The 25,440-nt window shown below is 38.4% G+C and carries 18 protein-coding genes, 3 tRNA genes and 3 rRNA genes; 6 read left to right on the top strand and 18 right to left on the bottom strand.

Annotated elements, in window-relative coordinates:
• Positions 1–249: 249 nt before the first annotated feature.
• The 8 genes from ACXX8U_RS01350 to ACXX8U_RS01315 all read right to left on the bottom strand — a co-directional run bounded on the left by ACXX8U_RS01350 (position 250) and on the right by ACXX8U_RS01315 (position 8,247).
• A tRNA-Phe gene (locus ACXX8U_RS01350) sits at positions 250–322 on the bottom strand.
• A gap of 58 nt (positions 323–380) precedes the next feature.
• A 5S ribosomal RNA gene (rrf, locus tag ACXX8U_RS01345) occupies positions 381–490 on the bottom strand.
• A 188-nt stretch (positions 491–678) separates the two neighbouring features.
• Positions 679–3,562: ribosomal RNA gene (locus tag ACXX8U_RS01340) — 23S ribosomal RNA — on the bottom strand.
• A 190-nt stretch (positions 3,563–3,752) separates the two neighbouring features.
• Positions 3,753–3,826, bottom strand: a tRNA-Ala gene (locus ACXX8U_RS01335).
• 88 nt (positions 3,827–3,914) lie between these two features.
• Positions 3,915–3,988 (bottom strand) — tRNA-Ile (locus ACXX8U_RS01330).
• 132 nt (positions 3,989–4,120) lie between these two features.
• A 16S ribosomal RNA gene (locus ACXX8U_RS01325) occupies positions 4,121–5,634 on the bottom strand.
• Together the 16S, 23S and 5S rRNA genes with 3 tRNA genes alongside form the textbook arrangement of a ribosomal RNA operon.
• An 812-nt stretch (positions 5,635–6,446) precedes the next feature.
• Positions 6,447–7,673: an ABC transporter permease gene (locus ACXX8U_RS01320; RefSeq protein ID WP_458564281.1), complete on the bottom strand. Its 1,227-nt coding sequence runs from the start codon at positions 7,671–7,673 to the stop codon at positions 6,447–6,449.
• 79 nt (positions 7,674–7,752) lie between these two features.
• Positions 7,753–8,247, bottom strand: coding sequence for a YkgJ family cysteine cluster protein (locus ACXX8U_RS01315; RefSeq protein ID WP_458564280.1), 495 nt, complete (start codon positions 8,245–8,247; stop codon positions 7,753–7,755).
• A gap of 76 nt (positions 8,248–8,323) precedes the next feature.
• Here ACXX8U_RS01315 and ACXX8U_RS01310 point away from each other — a divergent pair, with 76 nt between their 5' ends.
• Positions 8,324–9,034, top strand: coding sequence for a class I SAM-dependent methyltransferase (locus tag ACXX8U_RS01310; protein WP_458564279.1), 711 nt, complete (start codon positions 8,324–8,326; stop codon positions 9,032–9,034).
• A gap of 63 nt (positions 9,035–9,097) precedes the next feature.
• Here ACXX8U_RS01310 and ACXX8U_RS01305 read toward each other — a convergent pair whose 3' ends face one another.
• The 8 genes from ACXX8U_RS01305 to ACXX8U_RS01270 form a co-directional block, all read right to left on the bottom strand.
• On the bottom strand, positions 9,098–9,730 hold the full coding sequence (locus tag ACXX8U_RS01305; protein ID WP_458564278.1) for a 7-carboxy-7-deazaguanine synthase QueE: 633 nt from the start codon (positions 9,728–9,730) through the stop codon (positions 9,098–9,100).
• Positions 9,731–9,913: 183 nt separating this feature from the next.
• Positions 9,914–11,587 carry a tetratricopeptide repeat protein gene (locus tag ACXX8U_RS01300; RefSeq protein ID WP_458564277.1) on the bottom strand — a complete coding sequence of 558 codons (1,674 nt, stop codon included), beginning with the start codon at positions 11,585–11,587 and terminating at the stop codon, positions 9,914–9,916.
• 16 nt (positions 11,588–11,603) lie between these two features.
• Positions 11,604–12,524: a PstS family phosphate ABC transporter substrate-binding protein gene (locus ACXX8U_RS01295; RefSeq protein WP_458564276.1), complete on the bottom strand. Its 921-nt coding sequence runs from the start codon at positions 12,522–12,524 to the stop codon at positions 11,604–11,606.
• A gap of 3 nt (positions 12,525–12,527) precedes the next feature.
• Positions 12,528–12,758, bottom strand: a complete 231-nt coding sequence (locus tag ACXX8U_RS01290) for a hypothetical protein (protein ID WP_458564275.1) — start codon at positions 12,756–12,758, stop codon at positions 12,528–12,530.
• Complete coding sequence (locus tag ACXX8U_RS01285; RefSeq protein ID WP_458564274.1) at positions 12,758–13,555, bottom strand: energy transducer TonB; 798 nt, start codon at positions 13,553–13,555, stop codon at positions 12,758–12,760. The genes ACXX8U_RS01290 and ACXX8U_RS01285 overlap by 1 nt, the downstream gene beginning before the upstream one ends.
• Before the next feature lie 36 nt (positions 13,556–13,591).
• Positions 13,592–14,137: an ExbD/TolR family protein gene (locus tag ACXX8U_RS01280; RefSeq protein ID WP_458564273.1), complete on the bottom strand. Its 546-nt coding sequence runs from the start codon at positions 14,135–14,137 to the stop codon at positions 13,592–13,594.
• Positions 14,138–14,155: 18 nt separating this feature from the next.
• On the bottom strand, positions 14,156–14,767 hold the full coding sequence (locus ACXX8U_RS01275; RefSeq protein WP_370637609.1) for an ExbD/TolR family protein: 612 nt from the start codon (positions 14,765–14,767) through the stop codon (positions 14,156–14,158).
• A gap of 70 nt (positions 14,768–14,837) precedes the next feature.
• Entirely contained in the window at positions 14,838–15,656 is an 819-nt protein-coding gene (locus tag ACXX8U_RS01270) for a MotA/TolQ/ExbB proton channel family protein (protein ID WP_166136215.1), read from the bottom strand.
• A 375-nt stretch (positions 15,657–16,031) separates the two neighbouring features.
• Between ACXX8U_RS01270 and ACXX8U_RS01265 the strand changes: the two genes are divergently transcribed.
• From ACXX8U_RS01265 to ACXX8U_RS01255, 3 genes are read left to right on the top strand one after another with little or no spacing between them, the layout of a single operon-like run.
• Positions 16,032–17,558, top strand: coding sequence for a helicase HerA-like domain-containing protein (locus tag ACXX8U_RS01265; RefSeq protein ID WP_458564272.1), 1,527 nt, complete (start codon positions 16,032–16,034; stop codon positions 17,556–17,558).
• Between the two features lie 19 nt (positions 17,559–17,577).
• Positions 17,578–17,940 carry a cupin domain-containing protein gene (locus ACXX8U_RS01260; RefSeq protein ID WP_458564271.1) on the top strand — a complete coding sequence of 121 codons (363 nt, stop codon included), beginning with the start codon at positions 17,578–17,580 and terminating at the stop codon, positions 17,938–17,940.
• Positions 17,941–17,983: 43 nt separating this feature from the next.
• On the top strand, positions 17,984–19,240 hold the full coding sequence (locus ACXX8U_RS01255; protein ID WP_458564270.1) for an NAD(P)/FAD-dependent oxidoreductase: 1,257 nt from the start codon (positions 17,984–17,986) through the stop codon (positions 19,238–19,240).
• 30 nt (positions 19,241–19,270) lie between these two features.
• Here the strand turns inward: ACXX8U_RS01255 and ACXX8U_RS01250 are convergent, their stop codons facing one another.
• The gene (locus tag ACXX8U_RS01250) at positions 19,271–20,611 is read right to left on the bottom strand and encodes an FAD-dependent oxidoreductase (protein WP_458564269.1); all 1,341 of its coding nucleotides are present in this window, start codon (positions 20,609–20,611) and stop codon (positions 19,271–19,273) included.
• A 66-nt stretch (positions 20,612–20,677) separates the two neighbouring features.
• Positions 20,678–23,065, bottom strand: a complete 2,388-nt coding sequence (locus ACXX8U_RS01245) for a penicillin acylase family protein (protein ID WP_458564268.1) — start codon at positions 23,063–23,065, stop codon at positions 20,678–20,680.
• A gap of 169 nt (positions 23,066–23,234) precedes the next feature.
• Here ACXX8U_RS01245 and ACXX8U_RS01240 point away from each other — a divergent pair, with 169 nt between their 5' ends.
• Positions 23,235–23,876 carry a flavin reductase family protein gene (locus ACXX8U_RS01240; protein WP_458564267.1) on the top strand — a complete coding sequence of 214 codons (642 nt, stop codon included), beginning with the start codon at positions 23,235–23,237 and terminating at the stop codon, positions 23,874–23,876.
• A gap of 3 nt (positions 23,877–23,879) precedes the next feature.
• Entirely contained in the window at positions 23,880–25,412 is a 1,533-nt protein-coding gene (locus tag ACXX8U_RS01235) for a cryptochrome/photolyase family protein (protein ID WP_458564266.1), read from the top strand.
• Positions 25,413–25,440 lie beyond the last annotated feature (28 nt).

Genomic DNA, 25,440 nt, shown 5'->3' with positions numbered 1-25,440 from the left:
AAGCTATATTTCTAAAAAAAATTAAAACAAAGCAACCTCCAACTGATAATATATTTTCCAGATTCAATCTAAACCAACCACCAGCACCCTATAAAAACAAAAAACTCCCTACTTCATAGGGAGTTTTTCATGTTGATTTAGTACTCAGAGCGGCTCCGAATTTTCGGAGTTGAGGCACGAACATTGCTGTTCACTGGATTTTAAGTCCAGCGTGTCTACCAATTTCACCATCCGAGCGAGCTTTGGTTGTGGTACCTCCAGGGATCGAACCAGGGACACATGGATTTTCAGTCCATTGCTCTACCATCTGAGCTAAGGTACCTTACTTGTAAAAAGTAAATGATAAAAAAAAGCCCATCCGATTAGAATGGGCTTTCAAAGAAAGGCAACAACATACTCTCCCACATAACTGCAGTACCATCTGCGCTGGCGGGCTTAACTACTCTGTTCGGGATGGGAAGAGGTGAGCCCCGCCGCAATAATCACCTTAAGATTATTGTTTAAGGAGTTTCAAGTTTTTATAGTTTCAAGTTTTTCAACCTGCAACATTAAACTTCAAACTTTAAACATCCGCCGCGGCGGACAAATATCTTAACATACTGAGATAAAGAATATAAAAAAGTATACATTGAAGTATTAGAAAGTTTCTCCCTCCCGATTACTCGGGAGGAAAAGGGTGTACATAAGCTTACGGGTTATTAGTACTACTCGACTATGACATTACTGCCTTTACATCTATAGCCTATCAACGTGGTCATCTCCCACGACCCTTAAAAGAAATCTCATCTTGTGGTGGGTTTCGCGCTTATATGCTTTCAGCGCTTATCCCTTCCAAACGTAGCTACTCTGCGGTGCCACTGGCGTGACAACAGATACACTAGAGGTTTGTCCAATTCGGTCCTCTCGTACTAGAATCAGATCCACTCAAATTTCTTGCGCCCACAGTAGATAGAGACCGAACTGTCTCACGACGTTCTGAACCCAGCTCGCGTGCCACTTTAATGGGCGAACAGCCCAACCCTTGGGACCTTCTCCAGCCCCAGGATGTGACGAGCCGACATCGAGGTGCCAAACCCCCCCGTCGATATGAGCTCTTGGGGGAGATCAGCCTGTTATCCCCGGCGTACCTTTTATCCTTTGAGCGATGGCCCTTCCATGCGGAACCACCGGATCACTATGCTCTACTTTCGTACCTGATCGACCTGTATGTCTCTCAGTCAAGCTCCCTTATGCCATTGCACTCTACGCACGGTTACCAAGCGTACTGAGGGAACCTTTAGAAGCCTCCGTTACTCTTTTGGAGGCGACCACCCCAGTCAAACTACCCACCAAGCAATGTCCTCCGCAATGCGGAGTTAGGCCTCAGATAAACAAAGGGTTGTATTTCAACAATGACTCCACAACGCCTAGCGACGCCACTTCACAGTCTCCAACCTATCCTACACATCATTTATCCAAGGTCAATACTAAGCTATAGTAAAGGTGCACAGGGTCTTTTCGTCCCACTGCGGGTAAGCGGCATCTTCACCGCTACTACAATTTCACCGAGCTCATGGCTGAGACAGTGTCCAGATCGTTACACCATTCGTGCAGGTCGGAACTTACCCGACAAGGAATTTCGCTACCTTAGGACCGTTATAGTTACGGCCGCCGTTTACTGGGGCTTCATTTCAATGCTTCTCCGAAGATAACATCTCCACTTAACCTTCCAGCACCGGGCAGGTGTCAGGCCCTATACTTCATCTTACGATTTTGCAGAGCCCTGTGTTTTTGATAAACAGTCGCCTGGACCTCTTCACTGCGGCCAGCATTGCTGCTGGCGACCCTTCTCCCGAAGTTACGGGTCTATTTTGCCTAATTCCTTAGCCATGAATCTCTCGAGCACCTTAGGATTCTCTCCTCGACTACCTGTGTCGGTTTGCGGTACGGGTACTTATTACCTGAAGTTTAGAGGTTTTTCTTGGAAGCCCTTAGGCGCACTATCTCTTCTACCGAAGTATCCGAGTACTATCGTATTTCCCCAAAACCCGTGGATTTGCCTGCGGGTCTTATAGGTAGGTACTTCAACGAACTATTCCGTCAGTTCGCGGCGCTTTCATCACTCCGTCACCCCATCACAGTAATAACTAGTACGGGAATATTAACCCGTTGTCCATCGACTGTCCCTTTCGGGTTCGCCTTAGGTCCCGACTAACCCACAGCTGATTAGCATAGCTGTGGAAACCTTAGTCTTTCGGTGTGCGGGTTTCTCGCCCGCATTATCGTTACTTATGCCTACATTTTCTTTTCTAACCAGTCCAGCATACCTTACGATACACCTTCTACCCTGTTAGAATGCTCCCCTACCACTTACAATAAATTGTAAATCCATAGCTTCGGTAATACGCTTATGCCCGATTATTATCCATGCTCGTCCGCTCGACTAGTGAGCTGTTACGCACTCTTTAAATGAATGGCTGCTTCCAAGCCAACATCCTAGCTGTCTGGGCAGACAAACCTCGTTCTTTCAACTTAGCGTATATTTGGGGACCTTAGCTGATGGTCTGGGTTCTTTCCCTCTCGGACTTGGACCTTAGCACCCAAGCCCTCACTGCACGGAAACATTATATAGCATTCGGAGTTTGTCAGGAATTGGTAGGCGGTGAAGCCCCCGCATCCAATCAGTAGCTCTACCTCTATATAACTTTATGCCGTGCGCTGCACCTAAATGCATTTCGGGGAGTACGAGCTATTTCCGAGTTTGATTGGCCTTTCACCCCTACCCACAGGTCATCCGAAGACTTTTCAACGTCAACCGGTTCGGACCTCCACACTGTGTTACCAGCGCTTCATCCTGCCCATGGGTAGATCACACGGTTTCGCGTCTAACACTACTGACTAAAGCGCCCTATTCAGACTCGCTTTCGCTACGGATCCGTGGCTTAACCACTTATCCTTGCCAGCAACGTTAACTCGTAGGCTCATTATGCAAAAGGCACGCCGTCACCCCACTAAAGGGCTCCGACCGCTTGTAAGCGTATGGTTTCAGGATCTATTTCACTCCGTTATTCACGGTTCTTTTCACCTTTCCCTCACGGTACTGGTTCACTATCGGTCTCTCAGGAGTATTTAGCCTTAGCGGATGGTCCCGCCAAATTCAGACAGGGTTTCACGTGCCCCGCCCTACTCAGGATACCACTATTTATTATACTCGTTACCCATACGGGACTATCACCCTCTATGGTTCGACTTTCCAGTCAATTCCGGTTCCTTGTACATAAAATATCGTGGTCCTACAACCCCAACATTGCCGTAACAACATTGGTTTGGGCTAATCCGCGTTCGCTCGCCACTACTTACGGAATCACTTTTGTTTTCTTCTCCTCCGCCTACTTAGATGTTTCAGTTCAGCGGGTTTGCCCACCTATCGGTGTACTATCTCTTCAAGATAGTGGGTTGCCCCATTCAGGTATCTACGGATCAATTGGTGTGTGCCCATCCCCGTAGCTTTTCGCAGCTTATCACGCCTTTCATCGCCTCTGAGAGCCTAGGCATCCCCCATACGCCCTTATTTTGCTTATTGTACCAATCGTAAAATTAATTACGACCGTTTTTTTTCGCTTTTTCTAATAAATTAGAAAAAACTGCTTTCTACTTTTTATTATTTCTTATCTCAATATGTCAATGAACTTTATTTAGGTCAAAAGTTGTAAAGCCTAAGGTCATAAAGTCATACTTTTGACTTTCAGACTTTAGTCTTTCGACTAAATTTGTGGAGAATAACGGAGTCGAACCGTTGACCTCCTGCGTGCAAGGCAGGCGCTCTAGCCAGCTGAGCTAATCCCCCAATCTATTTATGAATTGTGAATTATGAATTATGAATGTCGATTCATAACCTCTCAACTCTAGAATTTCCTTCCGAATGGCTAAAATAGTAGTCCCGGGCAGACTCGAACTGCCGACCCCTACATTATCAGTGTAGTACTCTAACCAGCTGAGCTACGAGACTCTGTTTTACTTCATTCTTCTTTTCAATTTCTTTAAATTAACAGCAAGAGTAATAGAACTTCTTTATTTAGTAAGTCCCTCTATCATTTATCTTTTTCCCTAGCGTGTATTGCTACTAACACTAAGGCTCTAGAAAGGAGGTGTTCCAGCCGCACCTTCCGGTACGGCTACCTTGTTACGACTTAGCCCTAGTTACCAGTTTTACCCTAGGCAGCTCCTTGCGGTCACCGACTTCAGGCACCCCCAGCTTCCATGGCTTGACGGGCGGTGTGTACAAGGCCCGGGAACGTATTCACCGGATCATGGCTGATATCCGATTACTAGCGATTCCAGCTTCACGGAGTCGAGTTGCAGACTCCGATCCGAACTGTGACCGGTTTTATAGATTCGCTCCTGGTCACCCAGTGGCTGCTCTCTGTACCGGCCATTGTAGCACGTGTGTAGCCCAAGGCGTAAGGGCCGTGATGATTTGACGTCATCCCCACCTTCCTCACAGTTTGCACTGGCAGTCTTGTTAGAGTTCCCGACATGACTCGCTGGCAACTAACAACAGGGGTTGCGCTCGTTATAGGACTTAACCTGACACCTCACGGCACGAGCTGACGACAACCATGCAGCACCTTGTAAATTGTCTTGCGAAAAGTCTGTTTCCAAACCGGTCAATCTACATTTAAGCCTTGGTAAGGTTCCTCGCGTATCATCGAATTAAACCACATGCTCCACCGCTTGTGCGGGCCCCCGTCAATTCCTTTGAGTTTCATTCTTGCGAACGTACTCCCCAGGTGGGATACTTATCACTTTCGCTTAGCCACTGAACTTGCGCCCAACAGCTAGTATCCATCGTTTACGGCGTGGACTACCAGGGTATCTAATCCTGTTCGCTACCCACGCTTTCGTCCATCAGCGTCAATCCATTAGTAGTAACCTGCCTTCGCAATTGGTATTCCATGTAATCTCTAAGCATTTCACCGCTACACTACATATTCTAGTTACTTCCTAATAATTCAAGTTTAGCAGTATCAATGGCCGTTCCACCGTTGAGCGATGGGCTTTCACCACTGACTTACTAAACCGCCTACGGACCCTTTAAACCCAATGATTCCGGATAACGCTTGGATCCTCCGTATTACCGCGGCTGCTGGCACGGAGTTAGCCGATCCTTATTCTTACGATACCGTCAAGCTCCGACACGTCGGAGTGTTTCTTCTCGTACAAAAGCAGTTTACAATCCATAGGACCGTCATCCTGCACGCGGCATGGCTGGTTCAGACTTGCGTCCATTGACCAATATTCCTCACTGCTGCCTCCCGTAGGAGTCTGGTCCGTGTCTCAGTACCAGTGTGGGGGATCTCCCTCTCAGGACCCCTACCCATCGTCGCCATGGTAAGCCGTTACCTTACCATCTAGCTAATGGGACGCATGCTCATCTTTTACCGTTGGAACTTTAATAATCTCTTCATGCGAAAAAACTATACTATGGGGCATTAATCCAAATTTCTCTGGGCTATTCCCCTGTAAAAGGTAGATTGCATACGCGTTACGCACCCGTGCGCCGGTCTCTAGTTCCGAAGAACTATACCCCTCGACTTGCATGTGTTAAGCCTGCCGCTAGCGTTCATCCTGAGCCAGGATCAAACTCTTCATCGTATATTGTTTGTCCGCCGTGGCGGACTGTTGTATGACGATAAACTCTATCGGTTCTTTTCAAATCTCTCGATTCTATTACTCTTATTCTTTTGTTTTGAAATCTCTTTCAAAACGGCTGTCAATTCAATATGTCTAGGAACGTATTCTTCTTTATTTAATGCGCTTTTCGTGTGTCTCAAAGCGGGTGCAAAAGTAGAAATTTCTTTTTAACTATGCAAGAAAAATTTAAAGTTTTTTTCGAAAATGTTTTTCTCGATTTTCTTTCCTTTTTCTCTCAATATGTCATAAGAACTCTGCTCTATTGCGGGGTGCAAAGGTAACATCTATTTTAACTCTGGCAAACTTTTTGCAATCTTTTTTTAAAAATTGTTTCTTCGTTTGTTTCAGGTTTTTAGTAGAACGTTGCGCTGATTGCGGGTGCAAAACTACAACCTTTATTCGCTTTTACAAGCCTTTTTTAAACTTAATTGTAAACTATTTTTTAATTGTCTTAAAATCAAAGGGGTTAAATATAAAGTTTTTTTGGTTGGTAAGATAGTTGGGGTGGTTTTGAGGGGTTGATGAGGGAATTGGGCAGTGATTTGATAATTCGTCTCACTATATATAGTCTTCAATAAAGCTTTACTATATAATAGGTAGCTCTTGCAAAATTCGTCTTTAATAAGAATAGCTCGCGTTAGGGATAGCAGCGGAAAGCCCGCAGGAACGACCGTCTTGAGGGAGTGGCGAGGACTTGTAGCGGATAGCCCGACGACTTGCTTGCGCTTGCCAAACCAAAAGGCAAGAGCAAGAATGGCGTAACGCCATAAGTATTAATCGTACCGAATAGCTTTGACCGGTGAAATTTTTGTAATAATGTACGAAGGAATTACCAAAACAAGTAAACACACCACTACGGTTAAAACATTTATTAATAGAATAGCAGGAATACTAATTGATACCGGCGCTTGATTGACATAGTAATTTTCTGGATTTAACTTTACAATTCCGAATTGGTCCTGCAGCAGCAACAACGAAATTGCTATACTATTACCCCAAAGAAGACCTCGACCGATAAGATGACCTGCATTATAAAGAAATATTTTTCGAACTGACCAATTATTTGCACCTAATGCTTTGAGAATACCAATCATTTGTGTTCGCTCGAGAATAAGCACCAACAATGCTACGACCATATTGATGGTTGCCACAAGGATCATTACTATTAATATGACAATGATGTTGATATCGAATAATTGAAGCCATTCGAAGATATAACTGTATTTTTCGATTATCGTTTTGCTATCTAATGTCGATGCGGTTTCGGCATACACCTGCACTCCTACTGTTTGAATGGTGGTAAAGTCCTGAACAAAAACTTCAAAAGCACCGACTTGGTCAGAGCTCCACTTGTTCATTCGCTGCACGTGACGGATATCACCTAAAATGTAGGACGAATCAAATTCCTGAAAACCAGAATTAAAAATACCTACAATTTTAAAATTTCTTAAGTTGTAGCCCTGATCCTTCATGAAAAAGGTATTGAAGCTGTCTCCCAATTTCAAACTGAGGCGATTTGCAATGAACTGCGAAATCACCACTTCTTCATTCAAGTTGGTTGCAGTGTTAGGAATTCGACCTTCTACTAGGTATTCCTGAATATTATTCCACTTGTAGTCGTTGCCTACTCCTTTAAAAACTATTCCTTCAAAAGCGGTTGCCGTTCTAATAATTCCTGCTTTACTAGCCACAGCTTGAATATGATTGACACCAGGAACAGACGAAAACTTTGGGTAAAAGGTTTGTTTTTTAGAAATTGGAGCCAATGTTACATCAGACTGATTGCTATCATAATTTGTAATTTCAATATGACCATTGAAAGCCGCAACTTTTTCTCGGATTTTTTGTTGTAACCCAACGCCTGTGGCCACAGAAACAATCATCATAATTATTCCAATTGCAATGGCAGCTACGGCAATTTTAATAATTGGCGACGAGATAGTACTTTTCTGTTCCTTGGCTTTAATTAGCTTTTTGGCAATAAAATATTCTAAATTCAAAATCTTATTTTTTAATCGATGGTTATTGAATGTATACTTTAGCAACTTTATCATCTGACAAAGTACTACCAAAAGTAACTTACAGAGGCAACTTTTTCTTGATCGCCTCTACAATATTAAATGCTGCGGGACAAATTGCAACATTACTTAAAGTAAGATCTGTAATTTGCTGAAACTTTTTACGATCAGTATGCGGAAACTCTCTACATGCTTTTGGTCGAACATCATAAATAAAGCAAGCATTTTCATTATCTAAAAAAGTACAAGGAACCGATTGTAAAACATAATCTTGATCTTCATCGATACGTAAATATTGTTGTATAAATTGCTGTGGTTTTTGTTTGAGATGTTTTGAAATCCTTTCAATATCAGCCAAAGTAAATAAAGGCCCTGTTGTTTTACAACAATTAGCACATTGTAAACAATCCGTTTTTTTGAATTCAGCATCATGCAAATCTTGCATGATGTAATCGAGATTCTTAGGTGTCTTCTTTTTCAGCTTATCAAAATACTTTTTATTTTCGATATGCTTATCTTTGGCCTCTTTAGGAAGGTTATTTAAAATCTGTTTCAAGTGTCCTTTTTAAAGTTTGAATTACAAAAGTAAACAACTTCTAGAGTAATAACGATTACAACGTACACCAATTTATATGAAAGATCTTTTTGGAAAAGCAATGCTCGATTACCAAACTAGCAATGCACCGGAAAATATACTTACCGAGACCACAATATCAGAAGAAGATGAAATGTCGGTTGCTTATTTGTTTCGTTCTTTTCAGGAAATGCCATTACTAGAACAAGTTGCCTTACAAATGACAACAGGTAAGGTTTTGGATGTAGGATGTGGAGCAGGAAGTCATAGCTTGTATTTACAAAACGAAAAAAAACTAAATGTTCAAGCAATTGACATTTCTGCAAATGCGGTTAAAACATGTTTATTACGTGGCGTAAAAAACGCAGCGGTCCAAAATATTCTACACACTAACTCAGACGAAAATCAATATGACACCATTTTACTCTTGATGAATGGTACCGGAATATTTGGAACCTTGGCAGAGACTCCAAAGTATCTACAACAACTCAAATTTTTACTTTCGCCAAAAGGCCAAATATTAATTGATTCATCAGACCTGATTTACATGTTCGACAACGATGAAGATGGTGGAAAATGGATTCCTTCTGATGGCTATTACGGAGAACTTAAGTTTAGCATCACATATAAAAAAGAAAAAGAAGAAGATTTTGCGTGGCTATATCTTGATTACAACACCCTGCAAAATGCAGCACAAGATGTAGGTTTGCAATGCGAACTAATTAAAGAGGGAGATCATTATGATTACCTCGCACGATTATCATTGTAAAACAATAATACGAATGCAAATTAAAAAAAAACCTCGATCATCATTAATGTCGAGGTTTTGTCTTTAAGGGATATTCAAATATTTGTGAGTTTGCAACGAAACGCGCCATTTAGGATTATTCATTACATAGTCAACTATTAGTGGTGTCATCTCTTCTTTTTTACTCCACTCCGGTTGCAAGAACAAAATAGCATTATCATTAACAAGTTCTGCTTGCTCTTCAGCAAAAATAAAGTCATGTTTATTATGAATAATTACCTTCAACTCGTGAGCACTATCGTAAACGGTTGTTGTAGGTAATTTGTTTTTTTTTGGCGAAAGACAAATCCAATCCCATTGACCAGATAACGGATAAGCCCCTGAGGTCTCGATATGTACTTTACGGTTGTTGCTTTTTAACTTAGTAGTTAACAGCTCCATATCCCACATTAAAGGTTCACCGCCAGTAACCACGACAGTTTCGGAAAATTGACTTGCATTATGCACAATGGTATCAACAGTTGTTGGCGGATGCAATTCGGCATTCCAACTCTCTTTCACATCACACCAGTGGCATCCCACGTCACAGCCACCTATACGGATAAAGTATGCAGCAGTACCAGTATGATAACCTTCACCTTGAATGGTATAAAACTCCTCCATCAACGGAAGCATAGCACCTTTATTAACCTCTAACTGAATTTCTTTTGATAACATTATTGTAAATTAAAGTGCAAAGATACACTTTTTGAAAGTAGATGATTGTATAAACACAAGGAAACACCACAAACACAATAATGGAAAGAACAAAAGATTTGATATCCTATGATCGTGCTATTTGTAAAAAATAAATAAACCGGTAACTAAAAGTCACCGGTTTTTTTATTAAAAAAGATTTAACTATTTTAAAATCTTGATTGATTCTGCAGCATAATTGTTTGCAGGATCTAATGCTAAAGTTTTGTTGAAAAACTCTATAGCTTTTGCTTTATCAGAATTAGCAAAACTTGCTGCCATATTGTTGTAAGCTTCAATAAACTTAGCTTTTACGGCAGGCTTAGCAACTTCTGCTTCACCTAATGCAGAAATTTTTGAAACATACTCTTGATAGTTTTGCACCATAACGTCGTCTTTTTCTAACAATCTGTTAGCGCGCGCTCTGTAAAGGTAAGCTTCGTTGTAAGTTGGACTTGCAACAAGAATTCTCTCAAAAGCAGCATCAGCTTTAGCCATACCTTCTTTATCTACTTTACCATCTTTTAATTTATTAGCGTTTGCATAGTAGTGAGATAATCCAAAATAAACATTATCATCAAGGTAGCTAGTTGACTCTTTAGTGTTTGCACCAAATTCAAAAATAGCTGCAGCTTCACTGTATAGCTTTTGAGTAAAGAACTTTCGTCCAACCTCACTTAAAGATTGCACGATTAAGGGCTCCATTTCAATCGCCTTTTTAATATCTGCAACTCCAGCTGTAAATGCAGCATTATCAATAGAAGCACCATCAGCAGAAGTTCCCTTTTGTATTCTACTTAAACCTAAGTTCAAATAATCTAAAGTGATTACTTTGTTACCAGGGGTATTGATAAAAGTCTCCAATGATTTAATTGCAACATCAGTATTACCATTTTTGTAGGCAGCATAACCTAAGTAACGGTAAATTCTTGGATTTACTTTATCCAACTCAATCATTTTATTTGCCTCAACTTCTAATGCAGCATAATCTTCGATCAAAATCAAAAAGTCAGCACGACGCATTCTAGACTGAATAGAATAATCTGTAAATGACATGTATTTATCATAATTCTCTAGAGCAATCTTATAATTTGCAGCAGCGGTTGAAGGTTTGTTACGCGCAATTTTGTAATACGTTTCGGCTAGCTCTCTGTACACAGGACCATAACTTGGATTAATAGCAATTACTTCATTGTACGCTTTTAAAGCTTCGTCATAAGACTTAGCACCTTTCAACAATACTCCTAATTGCATTTTGGCTTTCAATAAAGAACTATCTAATTGAAAAGCATTTCTATATGCAACATAAGCCTCGTTTTGTTTACCATCTCCATAATACGCATCACCCAAAGCTAATTGCAATTGAGCATCTTGATTGTTTTTGATAGCAGGATTTGTCAAGGTTGCAATGGCTGCTTTATAATCTGGTTTCTCAGCATTCATATACGCTCTTGCAACATATACAAATTCCTGAACATCCTTTTTCTTCATGTCTTTTAAAGCCAAGGCAAATTTTGCTTGAGCAGCAGCAATATCCTTTTTGTCTAAATCCATCTGACCTAAACCGATATTATTTAACCTACCGTCTTCAGATGCCGCAAGACCTTTATCAAAACATATCTTAGCTGAATCTTGAATGCTTTGTGTTAAATAGATATTACCTAATGTGAAATAAGCATTACCATTTGACGGCTTCGCTTTTATGATCGATTTTAAAATAGACTTCGCACTTTCGTATTGCTCTGCATCTATAGCTTTTTTGGCTTGCGCTAAATCCTGAGCTTGTGCCGATAAAGCTGTAGCTAAAAAGGCAACGCTGAATGTTGTTAATTTATTCATTTTAATAGTAGTTAATTTATTTATCATCATTTTGATTATTTGTGATTGTAAACTTTCTAGTAGGAATCCTAATAGGTAACAATCCCGATTTTAATACAATTCGCTGTCCAATATCTCCCCCGACAAATGAAGCAAAGCCCATTCCTAAACCAGAGTATCCCTGACAATTGATTATATACAAATCGCGTGCCAAAGGATATTTCTTTTCGGCTATATCATTTTGCGAAGGCAAATAATAACCATTCCCCTTAAGACCTTTAACACGTAAGGTAACTAAATTATCAATAAACTGTTTCATAGCAGGTTTAGGCTGTGACAACCAATTAACACCTACCACTCCTATTAAACCGTCATTATCAGAAACGTGTTTAATTACTTCATCATTAGTTTTAAAAGAAAAAATTCCTTTTTGTGGAATATCTTTCAACCCCGCCAACTCTAGCAAATACCGCAAAGTACTAGAATTAAGATTGTCAAAAACCAAACCTTTAATACCAGGAACCTTTTGACCTTTCATAAAAGATATTACATCTTGCAAAGCAACTAGTGTATCTTTACTATTTCTATTCACCACAAAAGCAATAGCATCAGTAGCGAAAGGAGTAACCTTAGGACTAATTTTTCTTTGCTTAAAAATTTTAAGTTCATCGGCTGTTAAATCTCTTGCTAAAATTGCAATACCGCCCTTTGCGTTTACTAAAGAAACAACAGTTTCTGCTTCTGACTGTGATTGTAGTTTAATCTTAGCTTGGTATTCACTTTCAAAAACAGCAACCTGATCTTCAACAATTGGTGTAATAGTTTCATCAACAAACACTGTTGCTTGACCTTTCAAAATTGTTTCAGGCGAATCAGCACTCTTGTTTTGATTGCATGAAAATAGCACTAAAAACAAAGAAACACAAAGAACAGCACATATTTTAACAAAATTTTTCATCTCTTAAGTATTGTTATCATTAATAATCCTGAAGAATCGGAAAGAAGCATAAGCGATTAAAATCGCACCAAAGGCAACTCTTGCGATCGGCGGCATGTCTAGCGGAAAGTTCTTCATGAATATTATAAAACTACCTAAAACGACATACAATACCAAAAACAAAATTCCTAAAACAAGAAGAAATCGCTCTCTAAGCGATTTCTTCTTAATATTATTATATATGTTATTCCACATTATTCTTGTGCTTGAATCACAATTGGAATAGAATAAAGAACACGAACTGGTTTACCATTTTGAATACCAGGAGACCATTTTGGAGATTTTTTCAAAACTCGAATAGCTTCTTTACCAGTACCATAACCTACGTCTCTAGCTACTTTAACATCCGTTAAAGATCCATCTTTCTCAACTACGAAAGTAACATACACTTTACCACTTGGAGCATCTTCAGGAGTTGTATAGTTATCACCAATAAATTTGTAAAACTTATTGATTCCACCAGGAAAATCTGGTTTTACCTCGATACCTGCCGTATTGTAAATTGTATTATCAGGCGCTTCTTCAACTACTGCAGCAGTCCCTGTACCAACTGGTTCTACAGTTAAAACTGCATCCGGATCGCCTTTAATAGTTTCAGCACCTAACTTTTTATCCTTCAACTCTACCATCTTAGGTGGTTCTTCAGTTACCTCTTCCGCTTTTGCAACAACAGGTTTCACGAATTTCACTTGATCCACTTTTGGTGGTGGCGGTGGTGGTGGTGGAATATTTTTCTTAATTTCTTCTTTTTTAGGAGGCAACTTAATACTAACAATTTTAGTATCTAAAGCAGCATCATCTTCAGAAGAATCAGGAAGTAAGCCTAATATTAAAGGCATACTAATTGCAACAGCAAACACAATCGCACCAAAGATCATAGCCTTCGTTGTTGTCTTGTTATTTGACTTTCTAAGCTCGTAAGCGCCATACGCTTTATTTCGACCTTCGAATACAATGTCAAGCCATTGGTTTGTGAATATATCTAATTTCATCTTTCTTGATTTTTTGGTTATAAAAAAGTAAGTCGCTTACTTCTCTCCTATCAATTTTAATTCTTCTGGTGTAAAATCGTTAACGATTGCATTTGTTGGTACACCAACGATAGCCATCTCATCAAGGATATCTACAAGATTACGGTAATTTGACTTTTTACCAGGTTTAATAATAACGATTAAACCTTTGTCTTTATTGCCTGTATATTCAACTACAGAAGATTTTCTTTTTAATAGTTCAGCACGAATACCATCTTTACCGTAAGCTATATCTTTAGGACCTGCAATTGGAGTTGCAAGCAAACCCATGTAATATACCATCTTATCATTATCTCCTAACAAAACAGTTAAAGTACGATTTTCATCAACTTTTAAATCTTTTTTAGTAGGATCATCATTTTTATCTGGCAAACCCAAAGGCATAGATTGAGGTTTAGATAAGGTAGTTGTAAGCATGAAGAAAGTAATCAACAAAAAAGCAAGATCCACCATAGCGGTTAAATCTACTTTTGAGTTAGACTTTTTACTTCTTACTTTACCACCTTTTTTGCCACCACCGTCGCCGGTATTTAATTCAGCCATTTTAGTGTATTTTTAAAATTATTTTGTAGTTGCTCTTAAACCAGTAACCAAATTAAAGCTATTGATTTTTTGCTCTTGTAATATATCCATCACCTTTTTAATTGCTGGATACTCTTCTTTTGAGTCACCTTTGATTGCGACTTGCAATTCCTTATCATTTACGTCAATATTTGCTTGACGTGAAGTGTAAATCCAATCTTTCAATTGATTATCTAAAGAATCTTTAGGCACACCTGGCTGAACGCCCGGTTTGTTTCTGTCAGCAGTCTTCATCGCAATCAATTGTTTTAGGCTAGTAATTGGAACACCAATTCCCTCCATCAAAGCAAAAGTTTCAGATTCAGTTTCTGTAAACTGTACACCGTACTTTTCACCCATTAATTCAAGTGCTTTTTTTCTAACTTCTCTACCTTTTAAATCATAGAAAACTTTTCCTTTTCCAATTGTAATAGTAGCTAAATTATCTTCTGGCAACTTAGACTGAACTGTCGACGCAGGAGTATCAACTGGCAATGCTTCAGGTATTTTTGCAGTTGCTGTCATTACGAAGAAAGACAACAAAAGAAAAGCTACATCACACATTGCAGTCATGTCCGTAGACCCTGCTTTTTTCTTCATTTTTATAGCCATCAATATATATTTTAATTTTTACAAAAAGGTAACCATTACAGGGTTACCTTCCTGCAAAATACATTATTAATTATTTTTGAGCACTTCTGAAGTGTCTGTAAGTATTTACAATTGTATTACCAGCCTCATCAATAGAGTAAGTCAAAGTATCAATTTTAGATGTAAAGAAGTTGTAAGCAATAATCGCTAATGCTGAAGTAGAGATACCTGTTGCAGTGTTTATCAAGGCCTCAGAGATACCATTTGCAAGAGCTGCTTGATCAGGAGTACCTGCTGCAGATAACGCACTAAATGCTTTAATCATACCAGTTACAGTTCCCAACAATCCTGCAAGAGTTCCTAAAGATACCATTGTAGAAAGTACAGTCATGTGTTTCTCTAACATTGGCATTTCTAATGAAGTAACCTCTTCGATTTCTTTGTGAATAGTTTCAGCAGCAGCTTCACTATCTAAACCTTCTCTTTTTACTTCTTGGTATTTCAACAAAGCAGATTTGATTGGGTTAGCAACAGAACCTTTTTGTTTGTCACAAGCTGCAATAGCACCTTCGATGTTTCCAGATTTGATATCTTTTTGCAAGTTGATCATGAAAGTATCTAAATTTCCTGTTCCAGCTGCTTTTGAAATTACAGCAAAACGCTCAAATGAGAATACAACTACCATTAACAATAATCCTAACAATACTGGTACAATAGGACCTCCTTTGTAAACCATTGCTAACATATTACCTGGTAGTGGGTGACCTGTATTAACTCCACCTTCGAAATTAGCACCATTACCCATTATGAAATTCCAAATCAACCATCCAACAAAAATACATGCTACAATAATGATTCCTGAGATCATTCCTCCTCCGTTTGCCGCTTTTTCTTTTTTAACGTTTGCCATTTTTTTTTTAATTTTAATAGTTTTAAATAAATTATCTTAGTTATATTAAACTTGTAGTTAGGCAAATTTATATTTTTAGTTCAAATAAAAAAACTTTTTTTTATTTAATTGTCATTAAATTTATTTCAAAAACACAATTAATTGATTAATGACCTCATTTTCATCAATATCATTAAGCATAAAGATATTTTAGATATAATAATATCATTTTTTTATGATTATTTATTGTAATTTATCAATAAGAAAGCAATTAAGAAGAAAACTACAAACTCATCGATTTAGCAACAATTAAGCAGTAACACTGCAGAAAAAGCGACAATTGGTAATATTATAAAAATGCAATACCTTGCAAAAGCATAAAAACAAAGCCTAACTATGAGTACAACATTAGATTTTAAGACACAAATTACATCCGGTTACAGTCATAAAGGCGGAAGCATCACCTTGGGTGGAGGGATTTTGAACGGTGTTCCTGTTCCTGATACCTTTGTTTCTGTTCCGCTCAAAACACTGAATAGACATGGCCTCATTGCAGGAGCAACGGGAACCGGTAAAACAAAAACAATACAAGTGCTATCAGAGCAACTCTCGCAAGCAGGTGTTCCAGTGTTGATGATGGATATAAAAGGAGACTTTAGCGGAATTGCAAAAGAGGGGGAAGTTAAAGACTTTATCCAGGAACGTCACTCCAAAATCAATATCCCGTATAATGCCGCAAGTTTCCCTGTTGAACTATTAACCTTATCGGAGCAAAGTGGCGTTCGATTGCGTGCTACCATATCAGAGTTTGGACCTGTATTATTTTCTAGAATTCTAAACTTAAATGATACTCAGGCTGGAGTAGTATCTGTTATTTTTAAATACTGTGACGATAATGCTATGCCATTGCTTGATCTAAAAGACATTAAAAAGGTAATCAATTACATTACTGAGGAAGGTAAAGAAGAAATTGAGGAATTGTACGGAAAAATTTCTACCTCGACTACCGGAACTATTTTGAGAAAAATAATTGAACTCGAACAACAAGGTGCTGATTTGTTTTTTGGCGAATTATCATTTGATATCAACGATTTGATGCGTATCAATGAGGAAGGAAAAGGCTATGTCAATATCCTACGATTAACAGACATTCAGGATAAACCAAAGCTGTTTTCGACCTTCATGCTAAGTATGCTTGCTGAAATTTACCAGCAGATGCCTGAAAAAGGTGATGCTGACCAACCGGAATTGGTCATTTTTATTGATGAAGCCCATTTAATATTTAGCGAAGCTAGTAAAGTTTTGCTCGAACAAATTGAGACAATCGTAAAATTAATTCGTTCGAAGGGTATTGGTATTTATTTCATCACGCAAAACCCAATGGATATTCCAAGTGGAGTACTCGCCCAACTAGGTTTAAAGATTCAGCATGCTTTGAGAGCCTTTACAGCAAATGACAGAAAAGCCATCAAACAAACCGCAGACAACTACCCTACATCAGAATTTTATCAAACAGACGAAATTTTGACTAGCTTAGGAATTGGAGAGGCGCTTGTTACCGCATTGAATGAAAAAGGAATCCCTACTCCACTTGTGGCTACAATGATGCGGGCTCCAATGAGCAGAATGGATATTTTAACCGAAACGGAAATTCAGGAGATCAATCAAAAATCAAAGCTCGTTAAAAAATATAGTGAATTAATTGACCGTGAAAGCGCTTATGAAATTCTGAATCAAAAAATTGAGGCTGCAACAAAAGAAGCTTCTGAAAACACAACTTCAGAAACCGAAGAAACCGTAAAAACAGAAAAACAAGGACCAAGTCCCGCCGAAGTTGTTGGTAAATCAGTTCTCAAAGTTATTACAAGTGCCACTTTCATTCGAGGTGTATTTGGAGTTTTAAGTAAAGTTTTCAAGAAATAATAATCGACCATAATTAAAAATGAAAAAATATTTTATCCAATCTACCCCTTTTATTGTGCCAACTACTGATGGAAAATTAATTGAAGAGCATCATGGTTTAGCAACCACACAAAACAAAGAAATATCAATAGCGCACATGGTAGCACCGCCCGGGTGGAGCGAACCGTTTCAAACTCCTGAATTTGATGAGTACACCTATATTATAAGTGGTAAAAAACAATTTATTATTGATGACGAAACCATTGTTTTAGAAGCAGGACAATCCATAAAAATTGAGCGCAATACGCGAGTGCAGTATTCAAATCCTTTTGATGCTCCGTGCGAATACATTGCCATTTGTACACCTGCCTTCTCTATAGAAAATGTTAATAGAGAAGAGTAACACTTTTTAAATTCGTAACTTGGGGTCGACAAGAACAACAACTATGACTACTAAAAAAAGAATCATCATTATAGGTGCCGGATTTGCAGGTTTACGTTTGGCACAGGATTTAGAAAACACGGATTACGATGTCCTGCTCATTGATAGGAATAATTACCATCAATTTCAGCCATTAATGTACCAAGTGGCAACGGCAAGATTAGAGCCTGCCAGTATTTCTTTTCCGTTAAGAAAAGTTTTTCAACACTCTAAAAATGTGAGAATACGAATTGGTGAGGTTCAAAAAGTTGAAACAGAGCAACAAATTGTACAAACTAGTGTTGGAGCATTTGAGTACGATCATTTAGTGATTGCTTTTGGATGTACTACCAACTATTTTGGCAACCCATCAATAGAGAAATTTGCTTTCCCTATGAAATCGGTGCCTGAGGCAATTCAGCTTCGTAATCAAATTTTGCAAACTTTTGAAGATACTTTAATTGCTTCAGCTGATGACTTGCCTGCTTTACTCAATTTTGTTGTAGTGGGCGGTGGACCAACGGGTGTGGAACTTGCGGGTGCTTTGGCGGAAATGAAAAAAAACATTTTGCCCAAGGATTATCCAGATAAAGACTTCTCTAAACTGACTATTTATTTACTCGAAGGGTCGCCGGCCATTTTAGGACCAATGAGTCCCGACTCGCAAAAGATGTCACGCATATACTTAGAGCAATTAGGAGTAATTGTAAAAACTGATACTATTGTGAGCCAATATGACGGTACCAATGTTCAGCTACAAAGTGGCGCCATTATTCCGTCAAAAAATGTGATTTGGGCAGCAGGAATCATAGGGAACACTTTGAATGGAATACCAGAAAATACGATAACGCGAGGAAACCGTTATGTTGTGAACCGAAAAAGCAATATTATCGGTCTAAACAATATTTATGCATTGGGAGATGTTGCGTACATGGAAACTCCGAAATATCCAAAAGGCCATCCTCAAGTGGCTAGTGTAGCTATTGAACAAGCTAAAATCCTGGCAAATAATTTTAAAAATTTATTGAAAGGACGTACTTTAATCGATTATGAATATCATGATAAAGGAAGTATGGCAACAATTGGTAAACGAAAAGCAGTTGTTGACTTGCCTAAATTTAGTTTTCAAGGCCGATTGGCATGGTTAACTTGGATGTTTATTCACTTAATGCTTATTTTGAGCGTAAAAAACAAGCTTTCTATATTTGTCAATTGGATGTTTAGCTATTTCAACAACGACAGTACTTTACGGGTTTTACTAAAACCAGCGGTAAAAAAATAAAAACGGACTCCAAATTGGAGTCCGTTTTTTTTATTGGAGTAAAGCTATAATTTTCTGTTCGACTAAATCTGAGTTCCAGATTTCTTGGATATTATCCATTTTCAACACTTCTTGCATAATTTCATTTTGGTAATCTCCTACTGCCAAGGCTTCGGCATACGGTTGCAAACTAAAGGTAACTCTGCTGTACAATGGCATCCATTTATCAGGATGTTTATCTGAGAACCATTTTTCTATTTTCTTTTGAAGTAGAAAGTTTTCATCAGCTGTCTTGGCACTCATTTCTATAAAATTGCGCTCGGCTAGTTCGGCGATCGCATCAGCATTTGGCTTTCTTGATTTCTGGTATTCCGAAAAAATGCGGCTCCAATCATCGCCATGCTCCTGAATTAATTCATTTAAAACTGTAATATCTTCAAAACCAGCATTCATCCCTTGACCATAAAACGGAACTATAGCGTGAGCTGCATCACCAATAAGAGCTAACTTGTCTTCAAATGTCCAAGGATAGCACTTCATTTTCACCAAATAGCTAGTAGGGTTTTTGAAAAAATCAACCACTAAATCTGGAATCACTTCTTTGGTATCTGGAAAATACTTCGCAAAAAACGCTACTAAATGCGCCTCATCTTTGAGTTGTTCAAATGAATTTTCGCCCTCAAAAGGCATAAATAAAGTACAAGTAAAACTACCGTCAAGATTTGACAAGCCCATCAACATAAAATTGCCTCTAGGCCATATGTGAAGTGAATTTTTGTCGATTTTATGGGAACCATCTGGGTTGGCAGGAATATGCAATTCTTTGTAGCCAATTTTCATGAACTCTTGCGAGTAATCAAACATAGACTGTCGTTGCATGCGATGACGAATCCTTGAAAATGCGCCATCAGCGCCAAAAACTTTGTCAAATTTTATTTCTGTCCACTCGCCACGTTCAGTTTCACCAACATGAAGTGTTGCATCGGTTAGTGTTACATCCCAAATTTTTTGATTGAAAAAGAACTCTACACCCTCCTTTTCAGCCAAATCAATCATTTTACAATTGAGAATCCCCCTTGAAAGTGAAAAAATAGCTTCACCTTCTTTGCCGTAATTTTGTGTAATGTAGCTACCATCCTGCATGTGAATTCCACGTTTATCAACCGGAATACCAATAGCTCTAATTTCGTCATCGAGACCAATATCACTCAATGTTTTCCATCCTCGATCAGACATTACCAAATTAATGGAGCGTCCCGAAAACTGAATATTTCGAATATCAGGACTTCTATCGTAGACGTGCACCGTATGACCTAATTTTTTTAAGTATATCGCCAAGAGCGTTCCTACGAGACCTGAACCTACTACCGCAATTTTTTGAGGAGTTTGCATTGTATTTTTAAATCAAAAGTTAAGCAAAATTACTGATTAAAAACGTGAGCCTTTCTAAAAAAGCAATTATTTACTGACTTTAAACACTAATTTTGAAGAAGTACGAACAATTTCCTCTTTGTTAAGGATCATTCTTCTGAATTTGCCGGTGTTGTACAATTCAGCTTGATCGCTGTAATGACTACTCAGCACATTTCCTGATTGTCCGGTTGGTAATACGCTCCAACTATTTTCGATATCCGAAAAATCAATAATCCTACGCGTAGAAGGACCTCCTTTTACGAGATAGTTTCCATCGGCAGTGTAATCAAAAAACAAGTTGTTGATTACTTCATTAGAACCCGAAACTTCAAATGGACCTACGTTGAAAATATTGCGTAAAGCAGCCACCTTCCCTAGCGGATGTTGATGCTCTACCGTATGCACTTTGTTCCAAGTCCAAGTCTTGATATCAGAGCCAAACTGTATCTCTAAAGCAGCTATCGCTTGCGCAAAAGATAAGCTCAAAATATCCTTTCGCGATTCTTTTTTATTTTTTGTAGCGCTATTGTCCCACCAAATGGAATTTTCGGTTGCCAATTGTCTAGCCACTACTTGCCTCATGATATGGGTACCTAAAAAAGATTTGAATCTATCAGTACCTAATTCATCCTCGAAAGTGTTTTTCAAATAGCAAAACAAAAACTTGTTGTAAATGGTAGGCGCCACATCGTTTAGGTTGTGCGATCCTTTCCAAGTTTTTAAAATTGAAAGCGCTTCTTTTTGAATAGTTGTTGCTTTTTCATTTTCTAAAATGGGTAGTAAATTTTTAACCAAGCTTGAAGCAGTCGCTGATGTATTGTCAAAAATCATGCTTCCTACACTTGCCTTGTCCCAATCAGATTTTGGATCTAGTAGTTGTGTGATTCGCTTGGCTCTATCTTCGGGCAAATAATAACCCGGATAGTTAAAACCATCTACCGCCTCCGGTTGGTTATTGGCAGAATAAACGTAGTTCCATCTTGGATTTACAGCAGACGGATTTTTAGAAAAATCAAGATAACTAGCAATATCATTTTTACCACTAGCTCCATCTAAAATAAAATTAGGATTCACTCCGGCTTGGTGCTTGTACAATTTTCCGGTAGCCCACCACGCCACATTACCTTTGGCATCGCCATACATAACATTTAAGCCTGGTGCCGCAATTAAGGAAACTCCTTTTTGAAAATCGGCTTTATTTTTTGCATGCGACAAAAGATACACAGCATCTAAAATTTGAATGGGTTGTTGCGTATAGATCCACGACATTGCGATAGGATTTTTTGACGGAAGACCTTCAATTAGGTCATTTATCACTGGGCCGTGTCTTGAAATTTTCACATTTAAAGTAACCGATGTAGAGTCTTTTACTAGAATCGTCTTCTTTCTAACATCATATTTGCGGTAGCCTGCAGGTGTTGCATAAGAATTAGCATCAGTGGGATGATTTTTTTCTTCGTACAAATCCACATCATCATTTTCAAACATAGTTAAACCGTATGCGTATTCTCTGTTGTGACCCAGCAAAGGATAAGGAGTTCCTGCTAAATACGAACCATAAAGCTCAAATTCAGGCGTTACCAAATGCGCTTCGTACCACGTTCCTGGTTGCGAAAATCCAATATGCGGATCATTTGCAAAAATCACCTTCCCATTTTTTGTTTTTTTGGGACCAATAACCCAACTATTACTTCCGATAAAAGGAGCAACAGGAGAGCGCTCTAACAGTTGCGCAACCGCTTTTGAAATAGCGGCATATTCTTGTGGCCTATCTTTGGCATTTCGAATTTTGGTGGTATTAAAAGCACCGTCTAAACCAAAATCTTTCAAATAAGCAGCACCTAAATTATCACGAATATCAGTCATCAAAGGATCTGATTTTTGCGCCATTGCGAAACTAAAAGACATGTACCCAAATATATTGTACACATCCTTCATGGTAAATTTTTGTTTTTTGATACCCAGCAAACTAAATTCAACTGGCGTAATACCTTCGTCAAGATACTGATTGACTCCATCAAGATAGGCTTGCGCAAGTTGGTAACTGGCACTATTTGTATCTAAATCAGCTATCGCTTTTACAGAAGCTTCTTCGATGCCCAAACCTGCAAAAAACAGATCGTTCTTGAGTGCCACTGAACCAAAAATCTCAGATAAACGGCCGGGTGCAATGCGTCGCATTAATTCCATTTGCCAAAGACGGTCTTGTGCATGCACATAACCCAAAGCAGTCATAGCATCTTTTGAACTATTGGAATAAATATGAGGAACCCCAAACTCATCAAAATAAACGGTAGTCTCATTTTGAATATTTTTCAAAGCCACTTCGCCCTCGTATTTTGGTTTCAGGTAAAAACCATAAAGCAACAGAGAGCAAACCAGAATAAGGACAACGCCTAATAAAACAATAGATAATTTACGGAGTTTAGTCATTTTTAATAAAAATTGGAAAACAAATATATAGGTTTTGAAAGGATATTAAAACAGAATTACCTTCTCTCCTAGTTAATAAAAAGGCAAAGCTAGTACTATTTTATTTTTGTTTAATATTTTTTATTTTTTATTAAACAAAAAAGTATCTTTGTTTTAAAAACAAGACAATATGAAGCACGTTACCAAAGATACCATCTCACAAATGGAAAAAGTAGCCCGATTGAATTTAATCAATTCATGCACCGGATATAAATCAGCTAACTTAATAGCAACCAAATCAGCAGATGGAATTTCGAACGTGGCTATTTTTAGCAGCGTTACCCATTTAGGAAGTCATCCAGCGATGATTGGTTTTATTATGCGACCTACAACAGTTCCGCGAGATACCTATAAAAACATTAAAGAAACGGGCTATTTCACCGTAAACCATATCACAGAATCAATGATTGCTGACGCACACCATACCTCAGCGAACTATGAATACGGTATTTCTGAATTTGAAAAAACCAATTTGACTGAAGAGTATAAAGACGGTTTAGAAATTCCTTTTGTACAAGGAAGCCCAGTGCAATTGTACTGCAAATACCTTAATGAATATTTTATTGCCGAAAATGATACCATTCATATCATCGCGTCAATTGAACATTTGTTTTATAACGACGAATTAGAGCATCCTGCGAATTGGTTACAACTCGATAAAGCAGGTGTTGTGGCCATCAATGGTTTAGATGGGTATTGTTTACCCACTTTACTTGACCGTTACCAATATGCGCGTAAGGAACAACCAACTACCTCTTTTTTCAAAAAATAATAGATGAAAAAATTACGTTTACTATTGGGCGATCAGCTAAATGAAGCACATTCTTGGTTCGAGGAAGTTAATGATGATACGTTTTATCTTTTGGCCGAAATGAGGCAAGAAACTGACTATGTCAAACACCACATTCAAAAAGTTGTGGCGTTTTTTATGTCGATGCGTAATTTTTCTACAGCCTTACAAGCGAAAGGTCATCGTGTATTGTACTTTGAAATTGATGCCACAAACAATCCTCAAAATTTAGAGCAATTAATTAAAAATTGTATTCAGGTAAACGGAATTGAAAAATTCGAATACCAACTTCCTGACGAATACCGCTTGGATAAGCAGTTGCAAAATATTTGTAGTAACTTACAAATAGCAACTGAAGTTTTTGACACGGAACATTTTTACACGAGCAGAACTGAATTAAGTACTTTTTTTGAAGGTAAAAAGTTGTTGCTGATGGAAAATTTTTACCGCAACATGCGTAAAAAACATCATGTACTCATGCAAGGTGCAACGCCTGTGGGAAACCAATGGAATTTTGATGCTGATAATAGAAAAAAATACAAAGGCGAAGTTCCAGTACCTGCAGAAAAAAATTTCCATACAGATGTTACGACAGTTTTACAACAAATTCAAAATGCAGGTATTACCACATTTGGAGCGATCAACGCGACGGACTTTAGCTGGCCCACTTCACGAGCGGCTTGTTTAGAAGTGCTGGATTATTTTTGTAGAAAGTTGCTGCCGTATTTTGGCGACTACGAAGATGCCATGCATACTGACGAAAAATTTCTTTTCCACAGTCGTTTGTCATTTGCAATGAATAGTAAAATGGTTTCGCCAAAAGAAGTTGTCGATACCGTTGTTGCACATTACTGGGCCAATGAAAATACTATTAGCATATCGCAAGTTGAAGGTTTTGTGCGCCAAATATTAGGCTGGCGCGAATACATACGTGGGATTTACTGGAAAGAAATGCCCAATTATAGCCATATGAATGCCTTGAATAATAGCAACTCACTTCCTGATTTTTTCTGGACTGGAAAAACCAAAATGAATTGTATGCAGCATGCTATTCAACAAAGTTTAGATGAAGCTTATGCACATCACATACAGCGTTTGATGGTGATTGGGAATTTCACTTTGTTAACACAAATACATCCTGACGAGGTAGATGCTTGGTATCTTGGCGTATACATTGATGCTATTGAATGGGTTGAAATGCCCAACACTAGAGGGATGTCACAATATGCTGATGGCGGGATTATTGCTACCAAACCATATGTCTCCTCAGGAAGTTACATCAACAAAATGAGTAATAATTGTGCCAAATGTCATTACAATGTAAAAGACAAATTCGGAGACAAAGCATGTCCTTTCAATAGTTTGTATTGGAACTTTTTGGATGAAAAAAAGGAATATTTCAAAGGCAATCAGCGTATGGCAATGATGCTTAATTTATTGAAGAAAATCGATCCAGAAGAACTGTACCGAATTAAGCTCAAAGCAAATGAAATCATTAGCAACATGGATGCATATTAAACAGCAAAGGTTCCTTCTCAATTGAAAA

The sequence above is a fragment of the Flavobacterium sp. GNP001 genome, assembly GCF_054343775.1.
Note: the sequence above shows the minus strand (reverse complement) of the source record. Positions and strands in the feature narration are given on the sequence as shown.

What these genes read in the sequence shown, in the direction of transcription:
- ACXX8U_RS01310 (WP_458564279.1), top strand. Translation starts at nt 8,324, where the DNA reads ATGAAAGATCTTTTTGGAAAAGCAATGCTCGATTACCAAACTAGCAAT.
- ACXX8U_RS01305 (WP_458564278.1), bottom strand. Translation starts at nt 9,730, where the DNA reads ATGTTATCAAAAGAAATTCAGTTAGAGGTTAATAAAGGTGCTATGCTT.
- ACXX8U_RS01300 (WP_458564277.1), bottom strand. Translation starts at nt 11,587, where the DNA reads ATGAATAAATTAACAACATTCAGCGTTGCCTTTTTAGCTACAGCTTTA.
- ACXX8U_RS01295 (WP_458564276.1), bottom strand. Translation starts at nt 12,524, where the DNA reads ATGAAAAATTTTGTTAAAATATGTGCTGTTCTTTGTGTTTCTTTGTTT.
- ACXX8U_RS01290 (WP_458564275.1), bottom strand. Translation starts at nt 12,758, where the DNA reads ATGTGGAATAACATATATAATAATATTAAGAAGAAATCGCTTAGAGAG.
- ACXX8U_RS01285 (WP_458564274.1), bottom strand. Translation starts at nt 13,555, where the DNA reads ATGAAATTAGATATATTCACAAACCAATGGCTTGACATTGTATTCGAA.
- ACXX8U_RS01280 (WP_458564273.1), bottom strand. Translation starts at nt 14,137, where the DNA reads ATGGCTGAATTAAATACCGGCGACGGTGGTGGCAAAAAAGGTGGTAAA.
- ACXX8U_RS01275 (WP_370637609.1), bottom strand. Translation starts at nt 14,767, where the DNA reads ATGGCTATAAAAATGAAGAAAAAAGCAGGGTCTACGGACATGACTGCA.
- ACXX8U_RS01270 (WP_166136215.1), bottom strand. Translation starts at nt 15,656, where the DNA reads ATGGCAAACGTTAAAAAAGAAAAAGCGGCAAACGGAGGAGGAATGATC.
- ACXX8U_RS01265 (WP_458564272.1), top strand. Translation starts at nt 16,032, where the DNA reads ATGAGTACAACATTAGATTTTAAGACACAAATTACATCCGGTTACAGT.
- ACXX8U_RS01260 (WP_458564271.1), top strand. Translation starts at nt 17,578, where the DNA reads ATGAAAAAATATTTTATCCAATCTACCCCTTTTATTGTGCCAACTACT.
- ACXX8U_RS01255 (WP_458564270.1), top strand. Translation starts at nt 17,984, where the DNA reads ATGACTACTAAAAAAAGAATCATCATTATAGGTGCCGGATTTGCAGGT.
- ACXX8U_RS01250 (WP_458564269.1), bottom strand. Translation starts at nt 20,611, where the DNA reads ATGCAAACTCCTCAAAAAATTGCGGTAGTAGGTTCAGGTCTCGTAGGA.
- ACXX8U_RS01245 (WP_458564268.1), bottom strand. Translation starts at nt 23,065, where the DNA reads ATGACTAAACTCCGTAAATTATCTATTGTTTTATTAGGCGTTGTCCTT.
- ACXX8U_RS01240 (WP_458564267.1), top strand. Translation starts at nt 23,235, where the DNA reads ATGAAGCACGTTACCAAAGATACCATCTCACAAATGGAAAAAGTAGCC.
- ACXX8U_RS01235 (WP_458564266.1), top strand. Translation starts at nt 23,880, where the DNA reads ATGAAAAAATTACGTTTACTATTGGGCGATCAGCTAAATGAAGCACAT.